The sequence below is a fragment of the Streptomyces sp. NPDC021020 genome, from assembly GCF_044333285.1.
GTDB lineage: Bacteria > Actinomycetota > Actinomycetes > Streptomycetales > Streptomycetaceae > Actinacidiphila.
This window is the reverse complement of record NZ_JBIRQQ010000002.1, coordinates 417,973-443,761: the sequence shown is the minus strand read 5'-3', so window position 1 is coordinate 443,761 and position 25,789 is coordinate 417,973. Positions and strand designations below refer to the sequence as shown.

The 25,789-nt window shown below is 75.2% G+C and carries 21 protein-coding genes and 2 tRNA genes; 12 read left to right on the top strand and 11 right to left on the bottom strand.

Going from position 1 to position 25,789, the window contains the following annotated elements; translation table 11 throughout:
• Window positions 1-150 precede the first annotated feature (150 nt).
• Entirely contained in the window at window positions 151-1,185 is a 1,035-nt protein-coding gene (locus ACH4SL_RS06345) for a cation diffusion facilitator family transporter (RefSeq protein WP_398442259.1), read from the top strand.
• Between the two features lie 228 nt (window positions 1,186-1,413).
• On the top strand, window positions 1,414-2,016 hold the full coding sequence (gene idi, locus ACH4SL_RS06340) for an isopentenyl-diphosphate Delta-isomerase (protein ID WP_398442258.1): 603 nt from the start codon (window positions 1,414-1,416) through the stop codon (window positions 2,014-2,016).
• Window positions 2,017-2,024: 8 nt separating this feature from the next.
• Here idi and ACH4SL_RS06335 read toward each other — a convergent pair whose 3' ends face one another.
• The 3 genes from ACH4SL_RS06335 to ACH4SL_RS06325 all read right to left on the bottom strand — a co-directional run bounded on the left by ACH4SL_RS06335 (window position 2,025) and on the right by ACH4SL_RS06325 (window position 4,533).
• A complete protein-coding gene (locus ACH4SL_RS06335; RefSeq protein WP_398442257.1) occupies window positions 2,025-2,495 on the bottom strand; it encodes an ATP-binding protein in 471 nt (156 codons plus the stop codon).
• A gap of 262 nt (window positions 2,496-2,757) precedes the next feature.
• The gene (locus ACH4SL_RS06330; RefSeq protein ID WP_398442256.1) at window positions 2,758-3,645 is read right to left on the bottom strand and encodes a DMT family transporter; all 888 of its coding nucleotides are present in this window, start codon (window positions 3,643-3,645) and stop codon (window positions 2,758-2,760) included.
• Window positions 3,646-3,693: 48 nt separating this feature from the next.
• On the bottom strand, window positions 3,694-4,533 hold the full coding sequence (locus tag ACH4SL_RS06325; protein WP_398442255.1) for a TrmB family transcriptional regulator: 840 nt from the start codon (window positions 4,531-4,533) through the stop codon (window positions 3,694-3,696).
• 399 nt (window positions 4,534-4,932) lie between these two features.
• On the opposite strand from ACH4SL_RS06325, the gene ACH4SL_RS06320 reads away from it, so the two are divergent.
• Window positions 4,933-6,876, top strand: coding sequence for a putative Ig domain-containing protein (locus ACH4SL_RS06320; RefSeq protein ID WP_398442693.1), 1,944 nt, complete (start codon window positions 4,933-4,935; stop codon window positions 6,874-6,876).
• Window positions 6,877-6,982: 106 nt separating this feature from the next.
• Here the strand turns inward: ACH4SL_RS06320 and ACH4SL_RS06315 are convergent, their stop codons facing one another.
• Both ACH4SL_RS06315 and ACH4SL_RS06310 read right to left on the bottom strand, forming a co-directional pair.
• Window positions 6,983-7,450: a hypothetical protein gene (locus tag ACH4SL_RS06315; RefSeq protein ID WP_398442254.1), complete on the bottom strand. Its 468-nt coding sequence runs from the start codon at window positions 7,448-7,450 to the stop codon at window positions 6,983-6,985.
• Between the two features lie 101 nt (window positions 7,451-7,551).
• On the bottom strand, window positions 7,552-9,186 hold the full coding sequence (locus ACH4SL_RS06310) for an ABC-F family ATP-binding cassette domain-containing protein (RefSeq protein WP_398442253.1): 1,635 nt from the start codon (window positions 9,184-9,186) through the stop codon (window positions 7,552-7,554).
• Window positions 9,187-9,308: 122 nt separating this feature from the next.
• Between ACH4SL_RS06310 and ACH4SL_RS06305 the strand changes: the two genes are divergently transcribed.
• On the top strand, window positions 9,309-9,623 hold the full coding sequence (locus tag ACH4SL_RS06305) for a DUF6343 family protein (protein WP_398442252.1): 315 nt from the start codon (window positions 9,309-9,311) through the stop codon (window positions 9,621-9,623).
• Between the two features lie 58 nt (window positions 9,624-9,681).
• On the opposite strand, the gene ACH4SL_RS06300 is transcribed toward ACH4SL_RS06305, so the two are convergent.
• A tRNA-Met gene (locus ACH4SL_RS06300) sits at window positions 9,682-9,755 on the bottom strand.
• 154 nt (window positions 9,756-9,909) lie between these two features.
• On the opposite strand from ACH4SL_RS06300, the gene ACH4SL_RS06295 reads away from it, so the two are divergent.
• The 3 genes from ACH4SL_RS06295 to ACH4SL_RS06285 all read left to right on the top strand — a co-directional run bounded on the left by ACH4SL_RS06295 (window position 9,910) and on the right by ACH4SL_RS06285 (window position 11,777).
• A complete protein-coding gene (locus ACH4SL_RS06295) occupies window positions 9,910-10,275 on the top strand; it encodes a hypothetical protein (RefSeq protein ID WP_398442251.1) in 366 nt (121 codons plus the stop codon).
• A 36-nt stretch (window positions 10,276-10,311) separates the two neighbouring features.
• Window positions 10,312-10,833, top strand: coding sequence for a MarR family winged helix-turn-helix transcriptional regulator (locus tag ACH4SL_RS06290; protein ID WP_398442250.1), 522 nt, complete (start codon window positions 10,312-10,314; stop codon window positions 10,831-10,833).
• Window positions 10,834-10,949: 116 nt separating this feature from the next.
• Window positions 10,950-11,777: an SDR family NAD(P)-dependent oxidoreductase gene (locus tag ACH4SL_RS06285; RefSeq protein WP_398442249.1), complete on the top strand. Its 828-nt coding sequence runs from the start codon at window positions 10,950-10,952 to the stop codon at window positions 11,775-11,777.
• An 85-nt stretch (window positions 11,778-11,862) separates the two neighbouring features.
• Here ACH4SL_RS06285 and ACH4SL_RS06280 read toward each other — a convergent pair.
• Both ACH4SL_RS06280 and ACH4SL_RS06275 read right to left on the bottom strand, forming a co-directional pair.
• Window positions 11,863-11,950, bottom strand: a tRNA-Leu gene (locus tag ACH4SL_RS06280).
• A 69-nt stretch (window positions 11,951-12,019) separates the two neighbouring features.
• The gene (locus tag ACH4SL_RS06275; protein WP_398442248.1) at window positions 12,020-12,373 is read right to left on the bottom strand and encodes a chorismate mutase; all 354 of its coding nucleotides are present in this window, start codon (window positions 12,371-12,373) and stop codon (window positions 12,020-12,022) included.
• A gap of 146 nt (window positions 12,374-12,519) precedes the next feature.
• On the opposite strand from ACH4SL_RS06275, the gene fdhD reads away from it, so the two are divergent.
• The 4 genes from fdhD (at window position 12,520) to ACH4SL_RS06255 (ending at window position 16,901) form a co-directional block, all read left to right on the top strand.
• Window positions 12,520-13,365 (top strand): formate dehydrogenase accessory sulfurtransferase FdhD, encoded by an 846-nt coding sequence (gene fdhD, locus ACH4SL_RS06270; RefSeq protein WP_398442247.1) that lies wholly within the window; start codon window positions 12,520-12,522, stop codon window positions 13,363-13,365.
• Window positions 13,366-13,443: 78 nt separating this feature from the next.
• Entirely contained in the window at window positions 13,444-13,818 is a 375-nt protein-coding gene (locus tag ACH4SL_RS06265; RefSeq protein WP_398442246.1) for a hypothetical protein, read from the top strand.
• Window positions 13,819-13,920: 102 nt separating this feature from the next.
• Entirely contained in the window at window positions 13,921-14,793 is an 873-nt protein-coding gene (locus ACH4SL_RS06260; protein WP_398442245.1) for a LysR family transcriptional regulator, read from the top strand.
• A 281-nt stretch (window positions 14,794-15,074) separates the two neighbouring features.
• The gene (locus ACH4SL_RS06255; RefSeq protein WP_398442244.1) at window positions 15,075-16,901 is read left to right on the top strand and encodes an AMP-dependent synthetase/ligase; all 1,827 of its coding nucleotides are present in this window, start codon (window positions 15,075-15,077) and stop codon (window positions 16,899-16,901) included.
• A 33-nt stretch (window positions 16,902-16,934) separates the two neighbouring features.
• Here the strand turns inward: ACH4SL_RS06255 and ACH4SL_RS06250 are convergent, their stop codons facing one another.
• The 3 genes from ACH4SL_RS06250 to ACH4SL_RS06240 form a co-directional block, all read right to left on the bottom strand.
• Window positions 16,935-18,971, bottom strand: coding sequence for a metallophosphoesterase family protein (locus tag ACH4SL_RS06250; RefSeq protein ID WP_398442243.1), 2,037 nt, complete (start codon window positions 18,969-18,971; stop codon window positions 16,935-16,937).
• Window positions 18,968-23,923 carry an FtsK/SpoIIIE domain-containing protein gene (locus tag ACH4SL_RS06245; protein WP_398442242.1) on the bottom strand — a complete coding sequence of 1,652 codons (4,956 nt, stop codon included), beginning with the start codon at window positions 23,921-23,923 and terminating at the stop codon, window positions 18,968-18,970. Before ACH4SL_RS06245 ends, ACH4SL_RS06250 begins: the two co-directional genes overlap by 4 nt.
• Window positions 23,924-23,984: 61 nt before the next feature.
• Complete coding sequence (locus ACH4SL_RS06240) at window positions 23,985-24,671, bottom strand: SLATT domain-containing protein (protein WP_398442241.1); 687 nt, start codon at window positions 24,669-24,671, stop codon at window positions 23,985-23,987.
• 211 nt (window positions 24,672-24,882) lie between these two features.
• On the opposite strand from ACH4SL_RS06240, the gene ACH4SL_RS06235 reads away from it, so the two are divergent.
• Window positions 24,883-25,710 carry an aldo/keto reductase gene (locus tag ACH4SL_RS06235; protein ID WP_398442240.1) on the top strand — a complete coding sequence of 276 codons (828 nt, stop codon included), beginning with the start codon at window positions 24,883-24,885 and terminating at the stop codon, window positions 25,708-25,710.
• Window positions 25,711-25,789: the final 79 nt, after the last annotated feature.

The window sequence follows — 25,789 nt, the reverse complement described above, 5'->3', positions numbered from 1 at the left end:
TGACAACGGTCTCCAGTACCGGCTTGCCCACAAGGGGTGACCGGTGTTGACTGGCCGCCGCGGCCGGAGGTTCGCTGTACCCCGGGCACCTTCCGCGTCGGCCGATTCCAGAACGGCACACGGCAGCGCACAAGGGAAGGGGACGCGCCGATGGGGGCAGCACGCAGCGAGCCCGCCGAGGACACCCGGCACGGCACGCCCGGCCACGGCGAAGGGCAGGGCGGTCACGGGCACGGTCACGGCGGGCGCGGACACAGCCACGGGCACGGCGGGCACGGGCACGCGCACGGCCTCGGCACCGCGACCGCCGAGCACCGCGGGCGGCTGCTGGTCGCGCTCGGCATCACCCTGCTGGTGCTGGCCACCGAGGTCGCCGGCAGCCTGCTGACGGGGTCGCTCGCGCTGCTCGCCGACGCCGGGCACATGGCCACCGACGCCGCGGGCATCGCGATGGCGCTGCTGGCCGTGCACATCGCCGCCCGGCCGCCGAGCGAGCGCCGCACCTTCGGCTACGCGCGCGCCGAGATCCTGGCCGCGGTGCTCAACGCGGTGCTGCTCTTCGGTGTCGGGGCCTTCATCTTCGCGGAGGGCATCTCCCGGCTGGTGTCCCCGCAGCATTTCGCGGGCGGCGCCACGATCGTCTTCGGCCTGGTCGGCATGGCCGCGAACACCGTCTCCCTGCTGGTCCTGATGGGCGGCCAGCGCGAGAGCCTGAACGTGCGCGGCGCCTTCCTGGAGGTGATGGCCGACGCGCTGGGCTCCTTCGCGGTCGTGGTGGCGGCCGTGGTGTTCCTCACCACCGGCTGGCGCGAGGCGGACGCGGTGGCGTCGCTGCTGATCGGCGTGCTGATCGTGCCGCGCACCTGGCGGCTGCTGCGGGAGGCGCTGGACGTGCTGCTGGAGGCCGCGCCCAGGGACGTGGACATGGCGGCGGTGCGGCACCACATCGAGGGCCTCAAGGGCGTGGAGGGCCTGCACGACCTGCACGCCTGGACCATCACCTCGGGCCTTCCGGTGCTGTCGGCGCACGTGGTGGTCAGCCAGGACGTGCTGGAGGAGGTGGGGTACGAGAAGATGCTGCACGACCTCCAGGGCTGCCTCGGCACCCACTTCGACGTCGAGCACTGCACCTTCCAGCTGGAGCCGGCCGGCCACGCCGAGCACGAGGCGCGGCTGTGCCACTGAGCTGTACCACTGCGTTGTGCCGCTGAGCCGCTGACCGCCCCGCGCGCCCCCGCGAGCCGCCCCCCGTACCACCCCGCACCACCGTGCGCCGGTGCCGGCGGCATATCCCCGCGCACGCCCTGAGGTGCGGGTATAGCCGCGCCATGGACGGGTCCCGCGGAGTGCGCGATCAGCGGGTGCCCGGGTGAGGCAGACTGAGGACCCGTCGTCGAAACACGAAGGATGGTTATGCCTACCAGCCCTGCCGCCGGCACCCCTGCCACACCGCCGTCCACGGTCGAGGCCGCGGAGCCGATCATGCTGGAACTCGTCGACGAGGGCGGTGTGACGATCGGCACAGCCGAGAAGCTGTCGGCGCACCAGGCGCCCGGCCGCCTGCACCGGGCCTTCTCGGTCTTCCTGTTCGACGGCGAGGGCCGGATGCTGCTCCAGCGCAGGGCGCTGGGCAAATACCACTCCCCCGGTGTCTGGTCCAACACCTGCTGCGGGCACCCCTACCCGGGTGAGCCGCCGTTCGTCGCCGCTGCGCGGCGCACCGCGGAGGAGCTGGGGGCCGCGCCGGCCCTGATGCGCGAGGCGGGCACGGTGCGCTACAACCACCCGGACCCGGCGTCGGGCCTGGTGGAGCAGGAGTTCAACCACCTCTACGTGGGGCTGGTGGGCGGCGAGCTGCGGCCGGATCCGGAGGAGATCGACGACACCGCGTTCGTCACGCCCGAGGAACTGGCCAAGCGGCGGGCCGACGGCGTGTTCTCGGCGTGGTTCGGCACGGTGCTGGACGCGGCGCTGCCCGGGGTGCGCGAGGTGACCGGGGGCCGCGCGGGCTGGTAGCCGGGCGGTCAGGGGGCGGGCGGCCGCAGGGGCACGGCCGCCCAGATGACCTTGCCGCCGGAAGGGGTCTGCGTCACGTCGCAGCTGCCGCCGGCCTCGGTCGTGATCGTCTTGACCAGGAGCAGCCCGCGGCCGCCGGTCCTGGCGTGGTCGGTCTCCAGCGCCTTGGGCCGGTAGGGGTGCTGGTCCTCGACCGCGACCCTGATCCAGTCCGGGCCGACCGCGACCTCCACGCCCAGCTCCGGCGACAGCACGGCCGCGTGCTTGACGGCGTTGGTGACCAGCTCGGAGACGATCACCAGCAGCCCGTAGAGGATGTCGTCGTCGATCGGCACCCCGATGTCGGCCACGAGGGCGCGCACACCGTGCCGTACCTGGGGCACCGAGGCGTCCACGGCGGCGGCGGTGAAGCGCCACACTCCCTCGTACGGTCCAGGAGCCGGGACCTGGTCGTGCGCGATCCTCCCGCGGACGTCCATGACCGTACCCACCCTCGCCTTCGGTTGTGAGTCCCCGCAGGCACCGCCGGTCGTCCGGCGGCTTCCGCCCTCATGGCACGAGTGTCGTGAAAGCCCCGCCCCACCAGCGCGGGAAACCGTAAGGTCCGCATCTTTGGGCGTTTCGCGACCGCTTTCGACCGTTCATGTTCACGGCCTGATGCCTTCCGAGCATTTCGGCGCCGTATCTGACCGTACGGCGTGGACGGGGCTCTCAGCAGATACGGGCGGGGGGGCCGGGCGGTCAGCGCAGCCGGGTGGCGCCGACGGGTTCGCGCTCGGCGCTGCCGGCGGGCATCGCCGGGTGCCGGCCGAGCAGCACCACGCCCGCCACGATCGCCGCGAGCCCCGCGGCCTCCCAGGCCAGCGCGCCGGTGGTGAAGCGCAGCCGGTCGCCGAGGAAGCCCACCCCGCAGACGATGCCGGCGATCGGCTGGGCGGCGGTGAGCGACGGCAGCGACATCCGCAGCGGTGCCATCTCGAAGGCGCTCTGCACCAGCAGCATGCCGGTCAGCCCCAGCCCGCCCACCGCGTACGGCTGCCAGGACACCAGGAGCTGGCCGATCCCCTGGTCCTGGACGATCTGGCCGCACACCCGGGTGAGCGAGTCCTGCAGCCCGTAGAGCAGCCCGGCGGCCAGGCCGAGCAGGGCCGCCTCGCCGGACCTGGACAGCCGGCGGGCCCTGAGGGTGAGCAGCAGGGCGAGCCCGGCGACGATGCCGAAGACCAGCCAGTGCCGCAGCGCGCCGGCCTCCGCGCCGCCGCCTCTGGGGCGCCCGGCGACGATGAAGGCGGTCACGCCGAGGGCGAGCAGCGCGACGCCCAGCCAGCCGTTCCAGCCCAGCGGCTGGCCGGACAGCTTGCGGGACAGCGCCATGGCGAAGAGCAGGTTGGTGGCGGTGAGCGGCTCGACGAGCGAGATCTCGCCGTATCCGAGGGCGATCGCGCCGAGCACCTGGCCGCACACCATCAGCCCGACGCCCAGCAGCCAGTCGGGCATGTGAATCAGGTCGAGCAGCAGCCGGAAGGACAGGAAGTCCGCGAGCGGGGCACGGGCTGCCGCGCGCTGCTGCAGCACGAAACCGAAGCCGAGGCAGCAGGCGGCGCCCAAGCCGAGCAGGAACACGGCCACGGGCTCACTGTAGCCCCGAAGCCCGTGGTCACGGGCGTACGCCGCGTGTCAGGAACGAACGGCGTCCGCGTCGGGGGCCAGCGCGCCGGCTGCCGTGCGGGAGGTGTCCCACACGGTGAGGAAGGCCAGCCGCAGGCACGCGGCCAGGGCGGGGTGCTCGATGTAGAGCGCGGTGGTCGCGCCGGTGCCGGCGACCGGGTCGGGCATGTCGCACAGCACCAGCCGGGCGTCGGCGACGATGAGTTTGAGCGGCAGCTCGTCGGTGAAGCGGCACTCCTCGCCGGCCGCGCCGAAGCGCCGTACGTTCTCCAGCACCTCGCCGTCGTCGAGCGCGTCGCGGGTGTAGATGGCCCGCACCGTGCCGCCGGAGCGGTGCAGCCGCCGGGTGGCGCGGATGCCCGCGGTGTTGGCGGCGGGGGCGACGAAGGGCGGCTTGCAGAAGCTGAGCAGCTCCTCGCGGGCGTGCGCCTGGATGTCGGCGAAGGCCTCGGCGATGGCCTTGGGGTCGCGCAGGATCTCGACGTAGTCCAGCGGGACGGTCTGGTCCCGGCCGTCCGCCCAGACCGGCACGAGCGCGCTGGTCAGCGCGGTGGAGACCCGGTCGAGGCGCTCCAGCTGCTCGCGCTGAAGGGTCATCAGCCTGGCGACGGCCAGCTCCGGGTCGACGGCGGAGAAGGTCGCCACCCGCCCCGGGTGCGCGACGGCGAGCCGCCGCCGGACGAGGGTGTCCAGCACGTCGTAGACCCGCTGCCGCGGTACGTCGGCGGCGCGCGCGACCTCGGCGGCGGTGTAGGACTCGCGGCGCACCAGGGCGAGGTAGACCCGCGCCTCGTAGCGCGCGAGACCCAGCGCGACAAGGTCTCCCACGGACTCTTCCTCGGTGTTCATCGCGTCACAACGTATACGTCCCCGATCGATCACGGCAGCGGGCAGGGGACCTGTGACCACGGATTCGAGGGAAAGGCTTTGCCATTACCCGGTAGTCCCTTGGCGCGGGTTTCACTACTTTCAACCTGGCCACCACTGAACGGGGTGGCAGTGAACGGGCGTTGACAACTCTGGTCAACGTGATCACCGGTGAACGTGCGCCACACGAATGTCCCAGGCGGAACCGTTCGATGGTTACTTGTCATGACCCTGACAGATTTGACCGTCCGGCGGACCCTCGGGAGCCGATCCCCCACGGAGGGCAGTTCATTGCAGCTGACAAGTCCCGGCCCGATCAGACGAGCCGTCCGCCGCGCCGCGGTGGCGATCGTCGCCTCGGGCGCCCTGATCACCGGCGGCATGCTCGCCACCGCGGCCCCGTCGTCGGCGGCCGCCATCCCCACCACCGGGACCGCCGCCACCGGTGCGACCGGCAGCTCGGCGAGCTCCACCACCGCGCACCTGTGTGCCAGGGCGTCCGCGCCCGACGGGATGTCCTGCCTGGCGCTGGCGCGTACCGACGTCGTGCACCACCTCGGCATCAGCCCCGACGCCACGCCGTCCGGCTACGGGCCGACCGACCTGCAGAGCGCCTACGCCCTGCCGTCGTCGGCCGGCTCGGGCGCCACCGTTGCCATCGTCGACGCCCAGGACGACCCGAACGCCGAGGCGGACCTGGCGACGTACCGCAGCCAGTACGGCCTGCCGGCCTGCACCACGGCCAACGGCTGCTTCAAGAAGGTCAACCAGACCGGCGGCACCAGCTACCCGACCGCCGACTCCGGCTGGGCCGGCGAGATCTCGCTCGACCTCGACATGGTCAGCGCGGTCTGCCCGCAGTGCCACATCCTGCTGGTCGAGGCCACCAGCGCGAGCATGTCCAACCTGGGCACCGCGGTGAACGAGGCCGTCAGCCTCGGCGCGAAGTACGTCTCGAACAGCTACGGCGGCGGCGAGTCCTCCTCCGACACCAGCTACGACTCGTCGTACTTCAACCACCCGGGCGTCGCCATCACCGTCAGCTCCGGTGACGAGGGCTACGGCGCGGAGTACCCGGCCGCGTCGAAGTACGTCACCGCCGTCGGCGGCACCGCGCTCAAGCGCGCCAGCGGCACCAGCCGCGGCTGGACCGAGACGGTCTGGAACACCTCCAGCACCGAGGGCACCGGCTCCGGCTGCTCGTCCTACGACGCCAAGCCCACCTGGCAGACCGACACCGGCTGCTCCAAGCGCACCATCGCCGACGTCTCCGCCGTCGCCGACCCGGCCACCGGCCTGGCCGTCTACGACAGCTACCAGGCGAGCGGCTGGCAGGTCTACGGCGGCACCAGCGCCTCCTCGCCGATCATCGCCTCGGTCTACGCCCTGGCCGGCACCCCGGCCTCCGGCACCACCCCGGCGTCGTACCCGTACGCCCACACCGGCGCGCTCAACGACGTCACCAGCGGCAGCAACGGCTCGTGCAGCGGCAGCTACCTGTGCACCGCCAAAGCCGGCTACGACGGCCCGACCGGCCTCGGCACCCCGAACGGCACGTCCGCCTTCACCAACGGCACCTCCACCGGCGGCAACACCGTGACCGTGACCAGCCCCGGCAACCAGTCCACCGCCGTCGGCACCGCGGTCAGCCTGCAGATCCACGCCAGCGACTCCGCCTCCGGGCAGACCCTGACCTACTCCGCCTCCGGCCTGCCCGCGGGCCTGAGCATCAACTCCTCCACCGGCCTGATCTCCGGCACCCCGACGGCCGCCGGGACCTCCTCCGTCACCGTCAGCGCCTCGGACTCCACCGGCGCCTCCGGCTCGGCGTCCTTCAGCTGGACGGTCACCACGTCCGGCGGCGGCGGCACCTGCACCGCGGGCCAGCTGCTGGCCAACCCCGGCTTCGAGAGCGGCACCAGCGGCTGGACGTCCTCCTCCGGCGTCATCGACAGCAGCACCGGCGCCCCGGCCCACTCCGGCTCCTACAAGGCCTGGTTCGACGGCTACGGCAGCACGCACACCGACACGCTCTCCCAGTCGGTCACCATCCCCGCGAGCTGCTCCACCGCGACCCTGAGCTTCTACCTCTACATCTCCTCCGACGAGGGCACGGGCACGGCGTACGACAAGTTCACCGTCGCCGCCAACGGCACCACCGTGGCCAGCTACAGCAACGTCAACCAGGGCACCGGCTACGTCCAGCGGAGCGTCAGCCTCAGCTCCTACGTCGGCAAGACCGTCACCCTGAAGTTCACCGGCACCGAGGACTCCACCCTGGCGACCTCCTTCCTGCTCGACGACACCGCTCTCAACGCGAGCTGACCCCCGACTCCTGACGGGACACCGCACCGCGTGTGCGCGACGGGCCCGGACCGGCCCCCACTGCCGGTCCGGGCCCGTCGCCGTCCCCGGGTGCCACGGGGAGGTCTCAGCGGACGTCGACGGTCAGGTCCCAGTGCACGATCGACATACAGCTCATCCGGCCGGGCTCGTCCGGGCAGGCCCGCCGCGTGCCGCCCAGCTCGGCGCGGCCCGCGGACACCCCGAGGTAGACACCCGCGGTCACCTCCCGCAGCGCGTCACCGGTCACGGTGCCGGCCTGCGCGGCCTGGCCGTTGCGCACCCGCAGGGTGGATCCGACCTTCAGGCAGACGGTGCCGCGGGACGATTCCGGGAGGGCCAGGTCGACGAAGGCGTCCCCGCAGTCCCCCGCCGTGCTCCCGGCGGACGTGCCCCCCGTGGACGTGCTCCCCGCGGACGTGCTCGCGCCGCCCGGCGCCGGGAGCGTGCGGGCGCCGCCCGGGCCGGACGCGGAGCCGCAGCCCGCGGCCAGCAGCGCCGCCGCCACGAGCACGGCCGGAAGCACGGTCCCGTTCACCGGCAGCCGATGGCGCATCGCGATCCCCTCTCGCCCCGCTTCCGCACGCCGTGGCGTGTCCGTCGGCGATGGGACGCACGGCCGCCCGATCGGGTTCCCCCGGTCCTCGGGGCGTACGGTCAGCGCTCGGTGATCCGCCCGTCGGCGACCTCGATCCGCCGGGTGGTGTGCACCGCGTGCAGCATCCGCCGGTCGTGCGTGACCAGCAGCAGGGTGCCCTCGTACGCCGCCAGGGCCGCCTCCAGCTGCTCGATCGCGGGCAGGTCCAGATGGTTGGTCGGCTCGTCCAGGACCAGCAGGTTGACCCCGCGGGCCTGGAGCAGGGCCAGCGCCGCCCGGGTGCGCTCGCCGGGCGACAGGGTGGCCGCCGACCGCATCACGTGGTCGGCCTTCAGTCCGAACTTCGCCAGCAGGGTGCGGATCTCGGCGGGGTCCAGCTCGGGCGCGGGGGCGCGGAAGGCGTCCAGCAGCGGCTCGTCGCCGCGGAAGAGGCCGCGGGCCTGGTCGACCTCGCCGATGCGCACCCCGGGGCCGAGCGCGGCCGTGCCCTCGTCCAGCGGCAGCCGGCCGAGCAGCGCGGCGAGCAGGGTGGACTTGCCGGAGCCGTTCGCGCCGGTGATCGCGACCCGGTCGGCCCAGTCGATCCGCAGGTCCACCGGCCCGAGGCGGAAACCGCCGCGGGTGACGGCCGCGCGGCTGAGCGTGGCCACGACCGCGCCGGAGCGCGGGGCCGCGGCGATCGACATCCGCAGCTCCCACTCCTTGCGCGGCTCCTCGACCTTCTCCAGCCGCTCGATCATCCGGTCGGTCTGCCGCGCCTTGGCCGCCTGCTTCTCGCTGCCCTCGGCACGCGCCCGGCGGGCGTTCTTGTCGTTGTCCGGGGCCTTGCGCAGCGCGTTGCGGGTGCCCTTGTCCATCCAGCCGCGCTGCATCCGCGCGCGGGCCTCCAGACCGGCCCTGGTGTCGGCGTACTCCTCGTACTCCTCGCGGGCGTGCCGGCGCGCGGTGGCCCGCTCCTCCAGATACGCGTCGTAGCCGCCGCCGTAGACCGCGACCTGCTGCTGCGCGAGGTCCAGCTCGACGACGCGGGTGACGGTGCGGGCCAGGAACTCGCGGTCGTGGCTGACCAGGACCGTGCCGGCGCGCAGGCCGGAGACGAACTTCTCCAGCCGTTCCAGGCCGTCGAGGTCCAGGTCGTTGGTCGGCTCGTCGAGCAGGAAGATGTCGTAGCGGCTCAGCAGCAGCGAGGCGAGCCCGGCGCGGGCCGCCTGGCCGCCGGACAGCGCGGGCATCCGCCGGTCGAGCCCGACGCCCAGGCCCAGCGCCTCGGCAGCCTCGTCGGCGCGCTCGTCGAGATCGGCGCCGCCCAGCGCGAGCCAGCGCTCCAGGCTCTCGGCGTAGGCGTCGTCGGCCCCGGGCGCCTCCTCGACGAGGGCCTGCGTGGCGGCGTCCAGCGCCTGCTGGGCGGCGGTCACACCGGTCCTGCGGGCCAGGAAGTCGCGGACGGACTCGTCCCTGCGGTCCGGCTCCTGCGGGAGGTACCCGACGGTGGCGTTCACCGGGCTGAGCCGTACGTCCCCCCGCTCCGGGGCTTCCAGCCCGGCCAGCAGGCGCAGCAGCGTGGACTTGCCGGCGCCGTTGACGCCCACGAGCCCGACGACGTCACCGGGCGCGACGACGAGGTCCAGCCCGTCGAAGAGCCGGCGGGCGCCGTGACCGGCGGCGATGTCTTTTGCAAGGAGGGTGGCACTCACGACCCCCCAACCTACCGGCCGGCGCGGCAGGACACGTACGCCGATACCGCTGGGGCGCGGGGAGGGCTTCCGCCGGGCGCCGCGGCGAGGCAGCCTGGAAAGCGGGAGCCGATATGCCAAGGATGCGAAGGACCGGATACGAACCGACGCAGGCACGCAGTCCCCTGCGGCTGCGGTTCGGGCTGGCCGTGTGCGGCCTGGTCTGGGGGATCGGCGCCGCCGTCGGTTTCGCCCTGTTCGACCAGCCCGGATGGGCCGCCCTCTGCGCGGCGATCGCCGCACTGGCCGCGGTGGACTGCGTGGTCGTCGTCCGGCACATGCGGCAGGGCGCGCGCTACCAGCCGGGCCGGGACGTCCCTCCGTACGAGCCCGTCCACGAGCGGGAGCACGCGCGCCGGGGCGCCGACCGGGACGACGCGCACAGACGGGGCCGCTGACACGGCGCAGGCACGCGAAAGGGCCCGGTGCCGTGACGGCACCGGGCCCTTCCTTCAGTAGCGGGGACAGGATTTGAACCTGCGACCTCTGGGTTATGAGCCCAGCGAGCTACCGAGCTGCTCCACCCCGCGTCGGTGAACACCACCTTACGGGCTCGGCACGCCTACGCCAAATCGTTTGCCCGGAGCCGTCCCGTCCGGCCCGCCTGCGGAGCCCTTCGCGCGGCCTGCCGGGCGGGCCGCCTGCGGCGATATGCTGAGCGCACCGAGTGACGGGGGTCAGGGCATGCAGAATCTGTGGTGGATCATTCCGGTGGTGCTGTTCGGCGGCGGCACCATAGGCGAGCGGATCAAGGACGCGACGGACCGGCGGCACAAGCGCAAGCTCGACCTGATCAAGGCCGACGAGCGCAAGCAGAGCGCGCTGGCGTCGGCGAACCGCCCGCCGGAGCCGATCTGCGGCTGCACCCACCACCTCGCGATGCACGGCAGGGACGACGGCAAGTGCCACGCCGAGGTCGAGACGCCGTCGCTGTGGGACGCCGACCGCCAGCCGCTCCAGTTCGAGTCGCAGCAGTGCAACTGCCAGCAGTACGTGGGCCCCGAGCCGCTCGGCACCGTCTACGCCCCCGAGATCACCGACCTGCGCTGACCGCCCCGCGCCCTCTCCCCCTTGTAACCTGGCCGCATGGCCTCCTCCCCCGCCCCGGCACCCGGGCCCGCCCCGCGGACGCCGCCGCCGGCGGAGTTGGCCCGCCTCGAAGTGGCCCTCTCCGCGGTGGTCCGCTGGAGCGAGAGCAAGTACACCCGGGCCGAGGTCGCCCGGCGGTCCGGGTGCGACATCCCGCCGAGCGCGCTACGGCTGCTGGAGCACTTCGACGTCGCCGGGGCGATGCGGGTGTCGGACATCGCGGAATGCCTGCGGATCGACATATCGACGGTGTCGCTGCAGCTCCGCCGGCTGAAGGCCGACAGGCTCGTCAGCCGCCTCCCCGACCCGGCCGACGCGCGTTCCGGCGTCATCGCCATCACCGCGCACGGCCGCGACACCCTCGCGCGCGTCCGGGCGGCCCGCTGCGAGCTGCTGGCCGACGCGTTCACCGGGGCCGCGCCGGAGGATCTCGGCCGGGCGGCCGACACCCTGCTCGGGGTCCAGGACCACATGCTCGCCGCGGCGACCGAGGCCGGGTACGGCGGCCCGTCGGTCTGACCGGCCGCACTCCCCGCCCCCGTGGGCCGTTGCCGGATCGCGCCGCGAGATGCTTTGATTGATCAAACCAAACCACCTGCCGCGCGCCCCCACCGCGCGCCCCGGGAAGGACGACCATGCCTGTCGCAGTCATCACCGGAGGAACGGACGGCATCGGCCGCGCCCTCGCCGACACGTACCTGGAGCGCGGCCACGAGGTGCTGATCGTCGGCACGAGCGCGGTGAAGGGCGAGGCCTTCCTCGCCGCGGCCGCCCGCGGCGGGGCCGGCGACCGCGCGCGGTTCCTGCGGGCCGACCTGAGCCTGGTCGCGGAGAACCGCCGGGTGATCGACCACGTCGCAGCCGCCTACCCGGCGGTCGACCTGCTGGTTCTCGGCGCGCGCTACCACCGCTCCACTTTTGTGGAGACCCCGGACGGCTTCGAGAGCACCTTCGCCCTGTACTACCTCAGCCGCCATCTCCTCAGCCACGGCCTGATCGGCCCGCTCAGCCGCGCCGAACGCGCCGTCGTCCTGAACTTCGGCGCCGTGGGCCTGGCCGGACCCGTCCGGTGGGACGACCTCCAGCTGCGCCGCGGCTACCCCGGGGCCGGCGCCCTCGGCCACGGCGGCGCCCTGTGCGACCTGCTGGCCGCGCACTGCGCGGAGGCCTACGCCGACACCCCGGTCCACTACGTCGTCAACCACCCGGGCGTGGTGTCGACGAGCTTCGCCGGCGAGTACGACCCGGCGTCCGCCGCCCATGTCGCGGGCCTGCGGGCTACCGGCAAGCCCGTCTCCCGGGCCGTCGCCCAGGTCCTCCCCTACCTGACCGCGCCGCCCGCCCGGCTGACCGCCGTCCTGGAGGGCCGCCGCGTCCCCACCGACACCCCCGCCTTCTCCCCCACGGCCGCCGCCCGCCTCCACGAGACGACGACCGGCCTCCTCGCGGCCCTGCCGTCGTGAGGCAGGCCCGGGGAACAGTCCGCGAAGGGCGCCGGGGGAACGGCCCGGAAAAACAGAAAAACCCCAGATCAACTGGGGTTTTCGCTGGTGTCCGAGGGGGGACTTGAACCCCCACGCCCGATAAAGGGCACTAGCACCTCAAGCTAGCGCGTCTGCCATTCCGCCACCCGGACCGGGTCGACCGCCCCGACCTCCTGGGTCGGGGTGACTGGGTCAACCTTACCAAGGATCCGAGGTGCTTCTCACCTGGGATATCCGCCGGCCTGCTGGGGGCGGGCGGCGATGGCCCGGTGGTGGCGGACGACCTCGTCGATGATGAAGTTCAGGAACTTCTCGGCGAAGGCGGGGTCGAGGCGGGCGTCCTCGGCGAGGCGGCGCAGGCGGGCGATCTGGTCGGCCTCGCGGGCCGGGTCGGCGGGGGGCAGGTCGTGGGCCGCCTTGAGCTCGCCGACCTGCTGGGTGCACTTGAAGCGCTCGGCGAGCAGGTGGACGAGGGCGGCGTCCAGGTTGTCGATGCTGCCGCGCAGCTCCCGCAACCGCTGCAGGGCCCGCTCGTCGCCTTCCAGGGTGTGCTCGGCGGTCGGCTGGTCGCTCATCTCGGTTCTGCCATCCTGGGAGTCCGTGGTGCTCGCTGCGCGGTCCGGATCACCCTATGACACCCTCGCCTGGTGCCGGGCGGGGAGTGCGGGGCGCACGGAGCGGCCGGCGGGGCGCGGCGGGAGCGCGGGAGGAGTGAGGCCGGATGGGACGGGTCACGGAGCGGCGGCGGGTGCTGCGGATCCGCGGGGCGGCGGCCGCGCACCGGGCGGACACGCTGGTGGCGGAGGAGCCGCTGGAGATACGGCTGAACGGCCGCGCGCTGGCGATCACGATGCGCACGCCGGGCGACGACTTCGCCCTGGCCACCGGCTTCCTGGTGAGCGAGGGCGTGCTGGCCGCGGCGGACGAGGTCGCGAACGTCGTCTACTGCGCGGGTGCGACGGCCGACGGCGCGAACACGTACAACGTGGTGGACGTGCGGCTCGCGTCCGGGGTGCCGCTGCCGGACATCACGCTGGAGCGCAACGTCTACACGACGTCGTCGTGCGGGCTGTGCGGCAAGGCCAGCCTGGACGCGGTCCGCACCGCGACCCGGCTGCCGGTGGACCCCGCGGGCGGGCCGCGGCTGACGCCCGCGCTGCTCGCGGAGCTGCCCGGGCGGCTGCGGGACGCGCAGGCGGTCTTCGACCGCACCGGCGGGCTGCACGCGGCCGCGCTGTTCGACGCGGACGGCGGGCTGCTGGACGCGGCCGAGGACGTCGGGCGGCACAACGCCGTCGACAAGCTGGTCGGGCGGGCGCTGCGGGAGGGCCGGCTGCCGCTCGCGGAGCGGATCCTGATGGTGTCGGGCCGGGCGTCCTTCGAGCTGGTCCAGAAGGCGGTGATGGCGGGGGTGCCCGTACTGGCCGCGGTGTCGGCGCCGTCCTCGCTCGCGGTGGACCTGGCCCGGGAGAGCGGGCTGACCCTGGTCGGCTTCCTGCGCGGCGACTCCATGAACGTCTACGCGGGCGAGGACCGTATCGCACTGGCGTCCGGTCGGGCACACTGAGCGGCGGCCGCAGGAAACCGGCCGTCCGCCAGCCGCCCGTCCCCACCGGCCGGTTCCGCCCGCAAGGAGCCACCGCACGTGTTCGTCCTCAGCACCGTCCTGACGGCCTTGCTGCTGCTGGAGGTGGTCCCGTCGGCGCTCGCCGCGCTGACCCGGTTCGGGCCGGGGGTGGAGCGGCTGGACAGCCTGACGCGGCTGGGGCTGCGGCAGGGCCGGCACCGGTGGGTCCTCACCGCCGCCGGGATCCTGCACACCGCCGCCACCGCCGCTGTGCTCGCCGGGATCTGGCATCCGGTCCTCGGGCTGGCGGGCGCGGGCGCCGAGGCGCTGTTCTTCGGCTGGGTGCTGCTGCGGCAGGTGCGCGCCGGGGACCGGGGGCGGGAGCTGTTCGCGTACGGGCTCTTCACGTCGTGGTCGCTCGCGGTGGCGCTGGTGGCCGCGCTGCGGCTGTGACGGCGGCGTGAGCGGCGGGTGACGCCCGCACACCCGGGTCCGGTGCCAGGGATGGCCGATTACCGACGCGACCGCCATCACGTCCCGCGATAACGTGCCGCCATGTTCGAGCCCGCCCAGTTGCGGACCTTCCTCGCCGTCGCGCAGACGCTGAGCTTCACGCAGGCGGCGCACCGGCTCGGCCTGCGCCAGTCCACCGTCAGCCAGCATGTGCGGCGGCTGGAGGAGTCGGCGGGCTGCCGGCTCTTCCTGCGCGACACGCACGCGGTGGAGCTGACCGAGGACGGCGAGGCGATGGTGCGCTTCGCCCGGCCGATCCTGGAGGCCAACGAGCGGGCGGCGGCGTATTTCACCGGCACCAGGCTGCGCGGGCGGCTGCGGTTCGGGGTGTCGGAGGACTTCGTGCCGACCCGGCTGCCGGAGATCCTGGCCGCCTTCCGGCACGACCACCCCGAGGTGGACCTGGAGCTGACGGTGGAGCTGTCCGGCGCGCTGCACGAGCGGCTGGAGGCCGGCGGTCTCGACCTGTGCCTGGCCAAGCGGTCGGGCCCGGAGGGGCCGGGACGGCTGGTGTGGCGGGACAAGCTGGTGTGGATAGGCGGTGAGCGGCTGCGGCTGGACCCCCGCCGCCCGGTGCCGCTGATCGCCCATCCGCCGCCGGCCCTGACCCGGGTGCGGGTGCTGGACGTGCTGGAGCGGCACGGCCGGGCGTGGCAGCTGGCGGGGACGAGCGGCTCGCTGGGCGGCCTGGTCGCGGCGGCGCGGGCGGGCCTGGGGGTGATGGCGCATCCGCAGGGGCTGATTCCGGCCGGGCTGGTGCGGGTGCAGTCGCGGGCCGGCGGGCTGCCGGACCTGGGCGGCGTGGAGTTCGTCCTGCGGCACGGGCGGCGGACCTCGCGCGTCCAGGAGTCGGCGGACGCGCTGGCCGGTGCGATCCTCGCGGGCGGCGGTCTGCTGCACCGCCCGCTGCTCTGAGCCCCGCGCCGATCACGCCGGCCGTGCGCAAGGGAAGGGCGGGGCGGCGGCAGGCCGGTGGGATGGAGCGGGCGTGGCCGGAGCGGGCAGATTTGGTGGAGATCCGCGCCCGGCCCGCGGCGCGCCCGGGACGCGGGATTCCGCCACTTCCCTTGTGACCGCCGGAAACCCCCGCTTCACCAGCACAGACGTCCGATTCGGCGAGGCTTTCCGCCCCCTCCCGCCGGGGCCCGGGATCGGGTAACTTACGGCCGCACCAGGCGGCCCTAGGAGAGCACCCGTTGCGTCAGTTCACCGTCCCCCCGCTGGCCACAGCGCCCCAGGCCGGCGGTCTGGCGGATGCCGTGTTCGGGAACGCGCGGCAGGCCCCGGACCAGGTGGTGCTCGCGCGCGCCGACGAGCGGGGCGCGTGGCAGGACGTGACCGCCGCGGAATTCCGCGACCAGGTGCGGGCGGTCGCCAAGGGGCTGCTGGCGCAGGGCATCAGGTTCGGCGACCGGGTCGCGATCATGTCGCGCACCCGGTACGAGTGGACGCTCTTCGACTTCGCGCTGTGGTCGATCGGCGCGCAGCCGGTGCCGGTGTACCCGACGTCCTCCTCCGAGCAGGTCCGCTGGATGCTGCACGACTCGGAGGCGGTCGCGGCGGTCGTGGAGCACGAGGACCACGCGATGACCGTCGGCGCGGCCGTGGACGGGCTGCCGCGGCTGCACCGGCTGTGGCAGCTCGACGCGGGCTGCGTCGAGGAACTCACCGCGGCGGGGCAGCACATCGGGGACGAGGTCGTCGAGCGGCACCGGCTCGCCGTGACACCGGGCGCGACCGCGACGGTCATCTACACCTCGGGCACCACCGGCCGCCCCAAGGGCTGCGTCATCACGCACGGCAATTTCATGGCCGAGACGGACAACGTCGTCGCCCGCTGGGAGCCGGTCTTCTCCAGCAAGCCCGGCGAGGAGCCGTCCACCCTGCTCTTCCTGCCGCTCGCGCACGTCTTCGGGCGGATGGTGGAGGTGGCGTGCGTACGGCACCGGATCCGGCTCGGCCACCAGCCGGGGATGACGGCGGCCGAGCTGATCCCCTCGCTCGCGTCCTTCCGGCCGACCTTCGTGCTGGCCGTGCCGTACGTCTTCGAGAAGGTCTTCCAGGCGGCGCGGCGCAAGGCGGAGGCGGGCGGGAAGCTCGCACCGTTCGAGAAGGCCGTGGAGATCGCGGTGCGGCACGCCGAGGCGGTGGAGGCGCGCGCCTTCGGCCTCGGGCCCGGCCCGAGCCCCTCCTTGCGGATGCAGCACCAGCTGTACGAGAAGCTGGTCTACAGCAAGGTGCGCGGCGCGCTGGGCGGCCGTGTCCGGCACGCGATCTCCGGCGGCTCGGCGATGGAGCGGCGCCTCGGCCTGTTCTTCTGCGGCGCGGGCGTGACGATCTACGAGGGCTACGGCCTGACGGAGACCACCGCCGCGGCGACCGCGAACCCTCCCGAGCAGACCCGTTTCGGCACGGTCGGCCTGCCGGTGCCCGGCACCTCCGTGCTGATCGCCGAGGACGGCGAGATCTGGCTGCGCGGCGGGCAGGTCTTCTCCGGCTACCTCAACAACGTCAAGGCGACCGAGGAGGTCCTCAAGGACGGCTGGCTGGCCACCGGGGATCTCGGCATGCTCGACGAGGACGGCTATCTGACCATCACCGGGCGCAAGAAGGAGATCCTGGTGACCAGCGGCGGCAAGAGCGTCTCGCCGGTCGCGCTGGAGGACCGGGTGCGGGCGCATCCGCTGGTCGGGCAGTGCGTGGTGGTCGGCAACGACCGCCCCTACGTGGCCGCGCTGGTGACGCTGGACCCGGAGGCGGTCGCGCACTGGCTGGCGATCCGCGGCAAGCCGCGGCTGCCGACCAGGGAGCTGGTGCACGACACGGACCTGGAGAACGAGATACGGCGGGCCGTCGTCGCGGCGAACACGCTGGTGTCGCAGGCCGAGTCGATCCGCACCTTCCGGATCCTGGCCGCGCAGTTCACCGAGGAGCGCGGGCTGCTGACGCCGTCCCTGAAGCTGAAGCGGCGGGCGATCGAGTCCGCGTACAACCGGGAGATCGAGGCGCTGTACGGGGCGTGAGCGTGCCGGGCGTGAGCGTGCCGGGCGGCGGCGTCAGGCGTCCGCGCACAGCGCCGCGAGGTCGCGCTCCTCGGCGGCGCCGGGGCGGAAGGCGTGCGCCGGGCCGGGGGTCCACTGGCCGCCGTCGAGCCGGACGGTGCGCAGCGCGAGGGTGTGGGCGCCGCCCTCGCGGGCCACGAACAGCTCGTTGTAGCCGTTGCGCTCCTCCGTCTCGCGGCTGGCCAGCGCGGGGGCGCCGGCGATCCGCATCGTCCACGGCGGGCCCGCGTCCAGCAGCCGCTCGGCTGCCGCGAAGCCCAGGTGGGTGTGGCCGTGCAGCACCAGCGAGGTGCGGGCGGCGGCCAGCGCGCGCTTGGCCTGCCCCGCGTTGACGACCCCGGAGTAGGGCGCGACCTCGACCGCGGGCACGGGCGAGAGCGGGTGGTGCAGCGCGGCGACGGTGACGACGCCGGGCTGCGGCGCGAGCCGGTCGAGCACCCCGCGGGCCAGCACGCCGGGGTCGTGCCGCTCGAAGTCCCGTACGACGGCGGCGATGTCGGCGTCGGCGCCCGCGGCCGCGTACCGCTCCTGGAAGGCGCGCAGCCGCTCGCGGTCGGCGTCGTGGGCCGCCTCGCCGCCGGACTCGGCGCTGCCGAGCAGCGCGAAGCGCAGGCCGACGTCCGGGTAGCCGACGTAGAGGCGGCGCCGTGCCGGGTCGGCGAGGTGCAGGTCGGGGTGGGGCAGCCCGTCGAAGGCGGCCGCGAACCAGCGGTGCCTGGCCTGCGGGGAGTCGTCGAGGGCCAGATCCCAGGAGACGTCGTGGTTGCCGCCGACGAGCAGCACGCGCGGGTCGTCGTCCCGCAGGTCGCGGTGCGGGGCGAGGAGCGCCGCCAGTTCGGCGAGCCAGGCGCGGGCCCGCTCGCCGTGCGTGTCGAGCGGCCGGTCGACGAGGTCGCCGGTGACGACGAGCAGGTGCGGGGCGCGGCCCCGGTCGGCGAGCCGGCGTACATGGTCGAGATAGCTGTCGAGCGCGGTGCCCGCGCCGGCGAGGGCGGCGATGGCCTGCCCGGCGCCGGTGCGGTCCTTGGCGTCGACGGTGTCCGAGAGCCGCCCGCCGTGGTGCAGGTCGGAGATGTGGTGGACGCGCAGCACCTCGGGCAGGTGGCGGCCGAGCACCGGGTCGTCGGCGAGCGACCCGCCGGTCCGCGGGTGCCCGGGTACGGGTCCGGCGGTGCCCGGCGCGGCCCCGTACACGTGGAGGGCGCTGTCCTGCGCGGGGCCCGCCGCGGTGGGCAGGCCCGCGGTGCGCCAGCGGGCGGCGCGCAGGGCGGCGCGGTGCGTCGGGGCGAGGCCGCCGCCGAACCACTGGCGGATGTACTCGTGCCGGTCGTCGGCCTCCTCGGCGGCGGCCCGCAGCAGCGCGCCGTAGCCGTCGTCCCCGGTGCGCAGCGCGGGGTGCTCCTCGGCGGTGTGCAGGAGGAGTTCGAGCAGGAAGGTGGTGTGCAGCCACCCGGGGTCGGCGGCGCGCAGCCGCTCGACGAGCGCGGGCGCCCACTGCGGTGCGCGGGCGGCCATCCGCGCGCACTCGTCCGCGTCGAGCACGGGCGGGCGCAGCAGGTCCCGGGGCACGTCGGGGCCCAGGTGCGGGACGAGCAGCGCGCTCTCGGCGGGGGTGGCGAGGACCAGGGCGGTGGCGCCGGTGTCGCGGATCCGGTGCAGGCCCGCGGCGAGGACGGCGGGGTCGACGCCGGGGCCGCCGGGCCGGGCGAGCGCGGGCTCGTCGACGACGACGAGCTGCCCGGGGCCGACGGGCGGCGCGGGCCTGCCCTCGGTCAGGCAGCCCAGCCGGGTCCCGCGGACGGACGCCGACGACCGCAGGTCGACCCGGACGGTGCTGCCGTCCGGGCGGGCCGCGGCGATGCCCTGGGCCAGCCAGGTCTTGCCCGCCCGGCGCGGCATGACGGCCAGCCAGGCCGCGCTGTTGGGCGCGGCGCCCTCGGCGGTGGGGCGGATCCAGCTGGGCATCCGCCCGTTGCCGAGCCTGACGTCCAGGTCGGCGCGGTAGGACTGGCTCGGCCGGAAGACGCTCATACGGCCCACTCCCCTGTTTCTCCGTCACGCAGTGAGATGTCGTTCCTGGCGATCCAGCCGAGCAGCGGCGGGTCGTGCAGCCACTGCTCGCCGGGCCGCAGCAGCCCCGCGTCGCGCAGGTCCTGGCGCTGGGCGGGGGTGGCGGCGGCCGGCAGCCGGCCGGGGTCGGCGAGCAGCGCGGCGCGCCCGGCGGGGCCGATCTCGGCCCAGCGGGACTGGAAGTGCAGCGACCACTCGTCGAGCAGCCGCCGCTCGACGAGCGAGCGGAGCGCGTCGTCGCCGGTCAGCGGGCTCAGGTCGTTGCTCTGGACGGCGCGGACGACGGCGTCGCCGACGACCTGGAGGTAGAACGGCCAGCTGCCGACCGTGCGGACGACGGCGGCGGCCGTGGTGTCGCGGTCGATGGCGACACCCAGGTTGGCGGCGGTGCCGGACAGGAAGTCCAGCGCGGCCTCCTCGTCGAGCGGGCCCAGCAGCCGGGCGTTGACGTCGTTGCCGAAGCTGGAGCCCGGCGCGGTGAGCGCCCGGCGCACGACGGTGCGCCAGTCCTTCTCCGTGCCGGTGTAGAGCAGCCAGGCACCGGCCTGCCCGAGGTCGCGCAGCCAGGAGACGGCGACCGGGTCGTAGCCGGCGAGCCGGCCCACCTCGTCGAGCAGGAAGACCAGCGGGGCGCCCCCGGACGCGGCCTTGTCGAGCAGCGCCTCGGCGGGGCCCGCGGCGTCGCGCACCGCGCGGTCGAGGATGCCGGCGAGCGCGTCCGGGCTGTCGACGGGGGCGCTGGGCGGCGGCACGGCAAGCCGGTGGACCTCCTCGCGGCCGCCGCCGGCGGCCAGCCGCCGGGACAGCTCCTCCAGCACCCAGGTCTTGCCCGCGCGGCGCGGCCCGAGCAGCGCGGCCGAGGCGCCGGTGGACTGCCGGTCGCGCAGCCACGCCAGGACGTCCTCGCGGCCGACCGGACGGCCCGTGCCGGGGCCGACGTGGAACTGCTCGGCGGCCCGCGGCGCGTCGTCGATGGTGAACGGCCGCCGGGTGTGCGGCACGTGCGTGTCGCGCTCGCGCAGCCGGGCGGCCAGCGCGTCCAGCGCGTCGCTCTGCCCGCGCGAGCTGGGGCCGCCGTCCAGCAGCCCGATCTGCACCTCGCACGCGCTGAACGCGCGCAGGGCGCGGCCCGGCTGGAGGTGGCCCAGCGGCGGGTCGACGCCGAGGCGCCGGTAGTCGTCCTTGTCCCTGCGGTCCAGCACCAGGTGGTCGGTCACCAGCGCGGCGGTCCGCGCGTCCAGGCCCTCCGCGTCCGCGGTGAGCACGACGCGGATGCCGACCGGGCCGCCGTCGCGCATCAGCAGCCGCAGATCCTCCGCGAGCCGCTCCCCGTCGACGCGGCCGGACAGCTCGCGCAGCCCCTCCCAGCGGTCGACCAGCAGCACCAGCCGGGGCAGCCTGCGGTCGGCGGGCACGGCCTGCCGCTGCGCGGCCAGGTCGGTGAAGCCGCCCTCGGCGAAGAGCTGGCGGCGGGTGTGCAGGGCCGCGGTGAGCCGGCCGACGAGCCGGGCCAGGTGGTCGGCGCGGCCCCGGGTGACCACGGCGCCGCAGTGCGGCAGCCGGCCGAGCACCTGGAGGGCGCCGCTGCCGCAGTCGATGCCGAAGAGGTGGACGTCGGCGGTGGAGTACCGCTCCGCCAGGGCGGCGGCGAGGGTGCGCAGGAACTGCGACTTGCCGGTGCGCGGGCCGCCTGTCGCCGCCAGCAGCCCCTCCCCGGCGACGTCGAAGCGCGCGAGCTGCCGGCCGACCTCGTCGGCCAGCTCCTCCAGCCCGTACGCGACACCCGCCGGGCCCTCGGCCGGTTCGGGCACCTCGCGCAGCTCCGGCAGGGTGACGACCGCGGGCAGCGGCTCGGGCAGCGGGCCGGGCGGCGGCCGCACCCCGGTGCGCCGGGCGGCCATCTGTACGGCGACCACCAGCAGATCCAGGTCGGTACCGCCGGGCGGCTCTGCGGGGCGTACGGGCGCGGCGCCGTCGTGTGCGGGTGCGGGGCGGACCGTGTCGAGGTCGCGGACGGTGATCGCGGGCGCCGGGGGCACCGGCGAGCCCGGGCCGACGGCGACGGAGGCCTGGAATTCCGTCAGCTCCTGCACCCCGGTACGGACGAAGGCCCGGCCGGGGCTGGAGCGGGGGATCCCGGCGGGGTCGGGCGCGTCGACAACGGCGGCGCTCTCGGCGGCGTCGCCGAGCCGCAGCGCGATCCGCAGGTTGGTGGTCGCCCTGACGCCGTCGGTCACGCTGCCCGCGGGGCGCTGGGTGGCCAGCACCAGGTGGATGCCGAGCGAGCGGCCGCGCTGGGCGACGTCCAGCATCCCGGCGCGCAGCTCCGGGCGGCCGCCCGCGAGGTCGGCGAGCTCGGCGACCACCAGCACCAGTCGGGGCATGGGCGGCAGCGACCGGTCGCGGGCGCGCAGCCGCTGGTAGTCGTCGATGTCCTTGACCGAATGGGTGCCGAGCCGTGCGTCGCGGGCGCGCAGTTCGGCGAAGAGCCGGCCGAGGACGCGCTCGGCCTCCCGGGCGTCGATGTCGGTCACGACCCGGGTGACGTGCGGTAGCTCCGCGGCGGGGCCGAAGGCGCTGCCGCCGCGGTCGTCGAACAGCACGAAGATCATCTCGTCCGGCCGGTTGGCCACGGCGAGCGAGACGATCCAGCTGCGCAGGAATTCGACCAGCCCCGACCCCGGCCGCCCCGCGACCAGGGCGTGCGGGCCGTCCGCGCGCAGGTCCAGCTCGAACGGCGCCGCGGCGGCCTGCCCCACGACCGCGGTCGTCGCGCGCGGCACCGCCGACCAGCGGGCCTCGACCGTACCGGCGCACTCCTGGACGTCGGCGACGTCCAGCCCGAGGAGTTCGGGCAGCGGCAGGGCCGCGAGGTCCATGGCCCGCCGTACGGCCTCGGCGTCGCGTAACGGCGCGAGCCCGCGGGCCGCCGGCTCGCACCAGCCGGGCGGCGGCAGGTCGGCCAGCACCGGCAGCGCGGGCCCGCCGGCCGGCCCGGCGGTCGAGCCGGTCCCGTCGCCGATGTCGACCAGATAGCCGCATTCGGCGGGCAGCTGACGCGCCTCGGAGCCCAGGCAGACCAGGTGCACACCGACCGCGGGGCCTTCCTGGAGCAGCCGGCCGACGCCCGGCAGCGTACGCAGCCGCCGTATCCCGTCCAGGACGAGCAGGACGGCGGGGCTGTGCCGGAGCCCGGCGCCTCCGGCCGCCGCGCCGTCCGGACCCGCGGCCGCAAGAGTGCCGCCCCGGCCGGGCGCCGGTGCAGCGGCGCCGGGGTCGCCGTCGAGCCGCGGCACGGCCCCGGCGGACCCGGCGGGCCGCGCAGCCGACGCGGCACCCCGGCCGGGCGCCGGCACGGCGGCGGGGGTCGCCGCAGGCCCTGTCGCGACGGCAGGCGCGTCGGCGAACGGCGCCGCGGACGCGGCGCCCCGGCCGGGCGCCGGCACGGCGCCGGCGGGCTGTTCCGCCGCCACCGCGCTCTGCCGGTCGGTCACCAGCCGCAGCAGCGTGTCGATCTGCCGCGCCACCGATGTGGGGTCGGCGTGCACGCGCGGGGCGCGGTCCTCGTCCAGCGCCGCGGACGAGCGCGGCAGCCAGCGCGTCCACCGCCAGGCGGGGGCGCCCGAGGCGTCGGTGAGCACGCGTACGACGACGTCCTCGGGGCTGTGGTGGGCGGCGGCCTGGAGCACGAGCCAGCCCGCGAGCCGCCGCGGCCGGTCGTCGGCACCCACGACGCCGACGACGCGGTGCCGGGGCAGCACAGCGACGGCGGGCAGCGCGCGGTGGCCCAGCGGGACGTGGCGGTCCTGCTCGCTCTGCCCCTCGGCGGACGCGGGCAGGGTGGTGCGCACTCCGCAGCGCAGCGCCAGGAAGTCGGCGTCCCGCGGGCCGCGCTGCCACAGCGTGGCGGGGCGGCGGCCGATGTCCCAGGCGAGCGCGGCCGGGTCGGGGTAGGACACCGCGAGCCGGTCGACAGCCGCGTCGACCAGCTCCTCCGGCGTCGACCGCTCCTGCCGCCCCGGCCAGAGCACCGGGACGTCGGCGGCCGCGGTCAGGATCAGCTCCAGCAGGCGTTCCCGGGCGCGCCGCCGTGCCAGGGCCTCGCGGGCCGTCCGGAAGTAGATATCGCGGAGGCGTGCCGGTGTGGGGCGCACTGTGGCAGGCGACTGCGGGACGCCGTCCAGGGCCGGGCGGGCCGAGGGCCGCGCCCGCGGGTCGAGCAGCAGCGTGCCGTGGTCGCCCGGCGGCAGCGCGCCGAACTCCGCCGCCTCCCCGCGGAACCACAGCAGGCGGCTGCGCCCCACGGTGAGCGGCACGCCCTCCTTCCAGGCCGACCCGCGCGCGAGGGGCTCCCAGCCCGGCACCGCCGGTACGCCGGTGACCTTGACGACGCGGCTCTCGCCGAGGCTCACCAGCGGGGTCGGACGGACGCCCTGCCGTTCGGGCTCGCCGGCGAAGTCGACGACGAGGCTGTCGCCCGCGGCCAGCAGACCGGGCAGGAGAGCGGCGGCCCGGGGGATGTCCTCGCGGACGACCACCTCCGCCCCGGCTCCCTCCCCCGCGACGATCCGCACCGTGGCCTCCACCTGCCCGCCGCCCGCCGCCCGCACGCTGTACAGCGGCGGGACCAGCGGTCTCCCCAGCCCGACGCGTGCACCGTCGCGCAGCGGCGAGTCCGCGAGCGTCAGCCCGGCGGGCAGCTCCTGGCTCCCGGCGTAGAGCCGCAGCGCCGTCACACCGTCGCGGCGCGGGTAGGCGGGCGGCGCGGGGGCGCTCTCGGGCAGGAGAGCGGCGGCGGCCCACTCCTGGCCGAACCGCACGGAGAGATCCCACATCCGCGCGGACTCGGGCGCGTACAGCTCGATGTCGTGCTCGGCGCCGTCCACGGTGACCACCGTGAGGATCCTGGTCATCGGCCCGCCGTCCCGCCCGCGCCCGTCCGGCCCGTGCCCGCGCGGCCTAAGTCCGGCCCGCTCAGCGCTCCACCCCCGGAAGCGTGCGCCCGCTCTGCAGCTCGCTGATGCCGGCGCTGAACTCCGCCTGCCAGTCGGCCGTCTCGCCGTCGATGCGGGCGCGGACCGAGTCGGAGAGGCGGGCGACGAGGGCGAGCTGCCGCTCCAGCTCGGCCGCTTCCAGCAGCCGCTCCGGGTCGGCCGCGGCGGGCCCCGCGCGCAGCACGTCGGTGGCCCACTCCAGGCGGACGGCGTTCAGCTCGGTGCGCAGCGCGTGGGCGACGGTGATGTCCCGCATCCAGGACGCGCTCAGCCCGAAGAAGTGGTCGAAGGCCTTGCAGCCCGCGGCAACCGCGAGCAGCACATAGCCCCAGCCCTGGCCGGAGCCGCCCGCGGCGGCCGTGCCGAGCGGCACCGCGGCGCCCGCCACGGCGCAGGCGATCGCGAGGCCCTGGAGCAGGCGGGAGCCGATCCGCTTGTGCCGCTTGTCGTCGAGATACCAGGTGATGGCGCTCTCGGCGTCCCGCTCGGCCCATTCGCGCAGCCGCGCGAGCGTCTCGCGCTGGACCACCGGATCGGTCGCGGCGGCCGCGGGAACAGCCGGGAAGGGCTGTGCCTGCAGATCCCGGCGGCGCCACCGCCCGCGCGGCGCCGCGGCTACGCCGCCCTCGCGCGCGCCCCGCTCCGGCATCGCTTCCCGCCCCGCCATCGGTCCCGCTCCCCTCACCTGCCGGGCCGGGCCCGGCCCCCCGCGCGTGAGGGTAGCGGCTGGGGTCACCGCGGGGCGGGGGAATGCGGTGATCGGGCGCCGGGTTGTACGTGCTCGGTCCGCTCCGGCCCCCCGGCCGCCGCGGACCGCGGCGTGCGGCCCGCCCGGCCGTACGCCTAACCGCCCCGACGCAAGGAAGGCCCGACCTCCTGTGAGCAAGGTCCCCGACGTAACCCTCAACAACGGCGTCACGATGCCGCAGCTCGGCTTCGGCGTCTGGCAGGTGCCGGACGACGAGGCGGAATCCGCGGTCGCGACCGCGCTGGAAGCCGGCTACCGCAGCATCGACACCGCCGCGCTGTACGCCAACGAGGAGGGCACGGGCCGTGCGCTGGCCGCCTCCGGGCTGCCGCGGGAGGAGCTGTTCGTCACCACGAAGCTGTGGAACAGCGACCAGGGGTACGACTCCGCGCTGCGCGCCTTCGACACCTCGCTGGCGAAGCTGAAGCTCGACCACGTCGACCTCTACCTGATCCACTGGCCGCAGCCGCGGCGCGACGCGTATACGGAGACGTGGCGCGCGCTGGAGCGGATCGCGGCCGAGGGCCGGGCCCGGGCGATCGGCGTGTCCAACTTCCAGCCCGCGCACCTGCGGCGGCTGGCCGACGGTTCGCCGACCGTGCCCGCGGTGAACCAGATCGAGCTGCACCCGCAGCTGGCGCAGTCCGAACTGCGTGCGGTGCACGCCGAGCTGGGCATCGCCACCGAGGCGTGGTCGCCGCTCGGCCAGGGCAAGGGCCTGCTCGAAAGCCAGGTCGTCGCCCGGGTCGCCGAGCGGCACGGCAGGACTCCCGCGCAGGTCGTGCTCCGCTGGCACCTCCAGCTGGGCAACGTGGTGATTCCCAAGTCGGTGACGCCGTCGCGGATCCGGGAGAACATCGACGTCTTCGACTTCGCGCTGGCGCCGGAGGACCTGGCCGAACTCGCGGCCCTCGACGACGGCACGCGCCTGGGCCCGGACCCGGACGCCTTCGGCTGAGCCTCACGCCGGGCCCGGGGCCGCGCGCGCCGGTACGTAACACAGGTGCAAGCCCCCGGGCAGCCGGGTGTTCACCTGC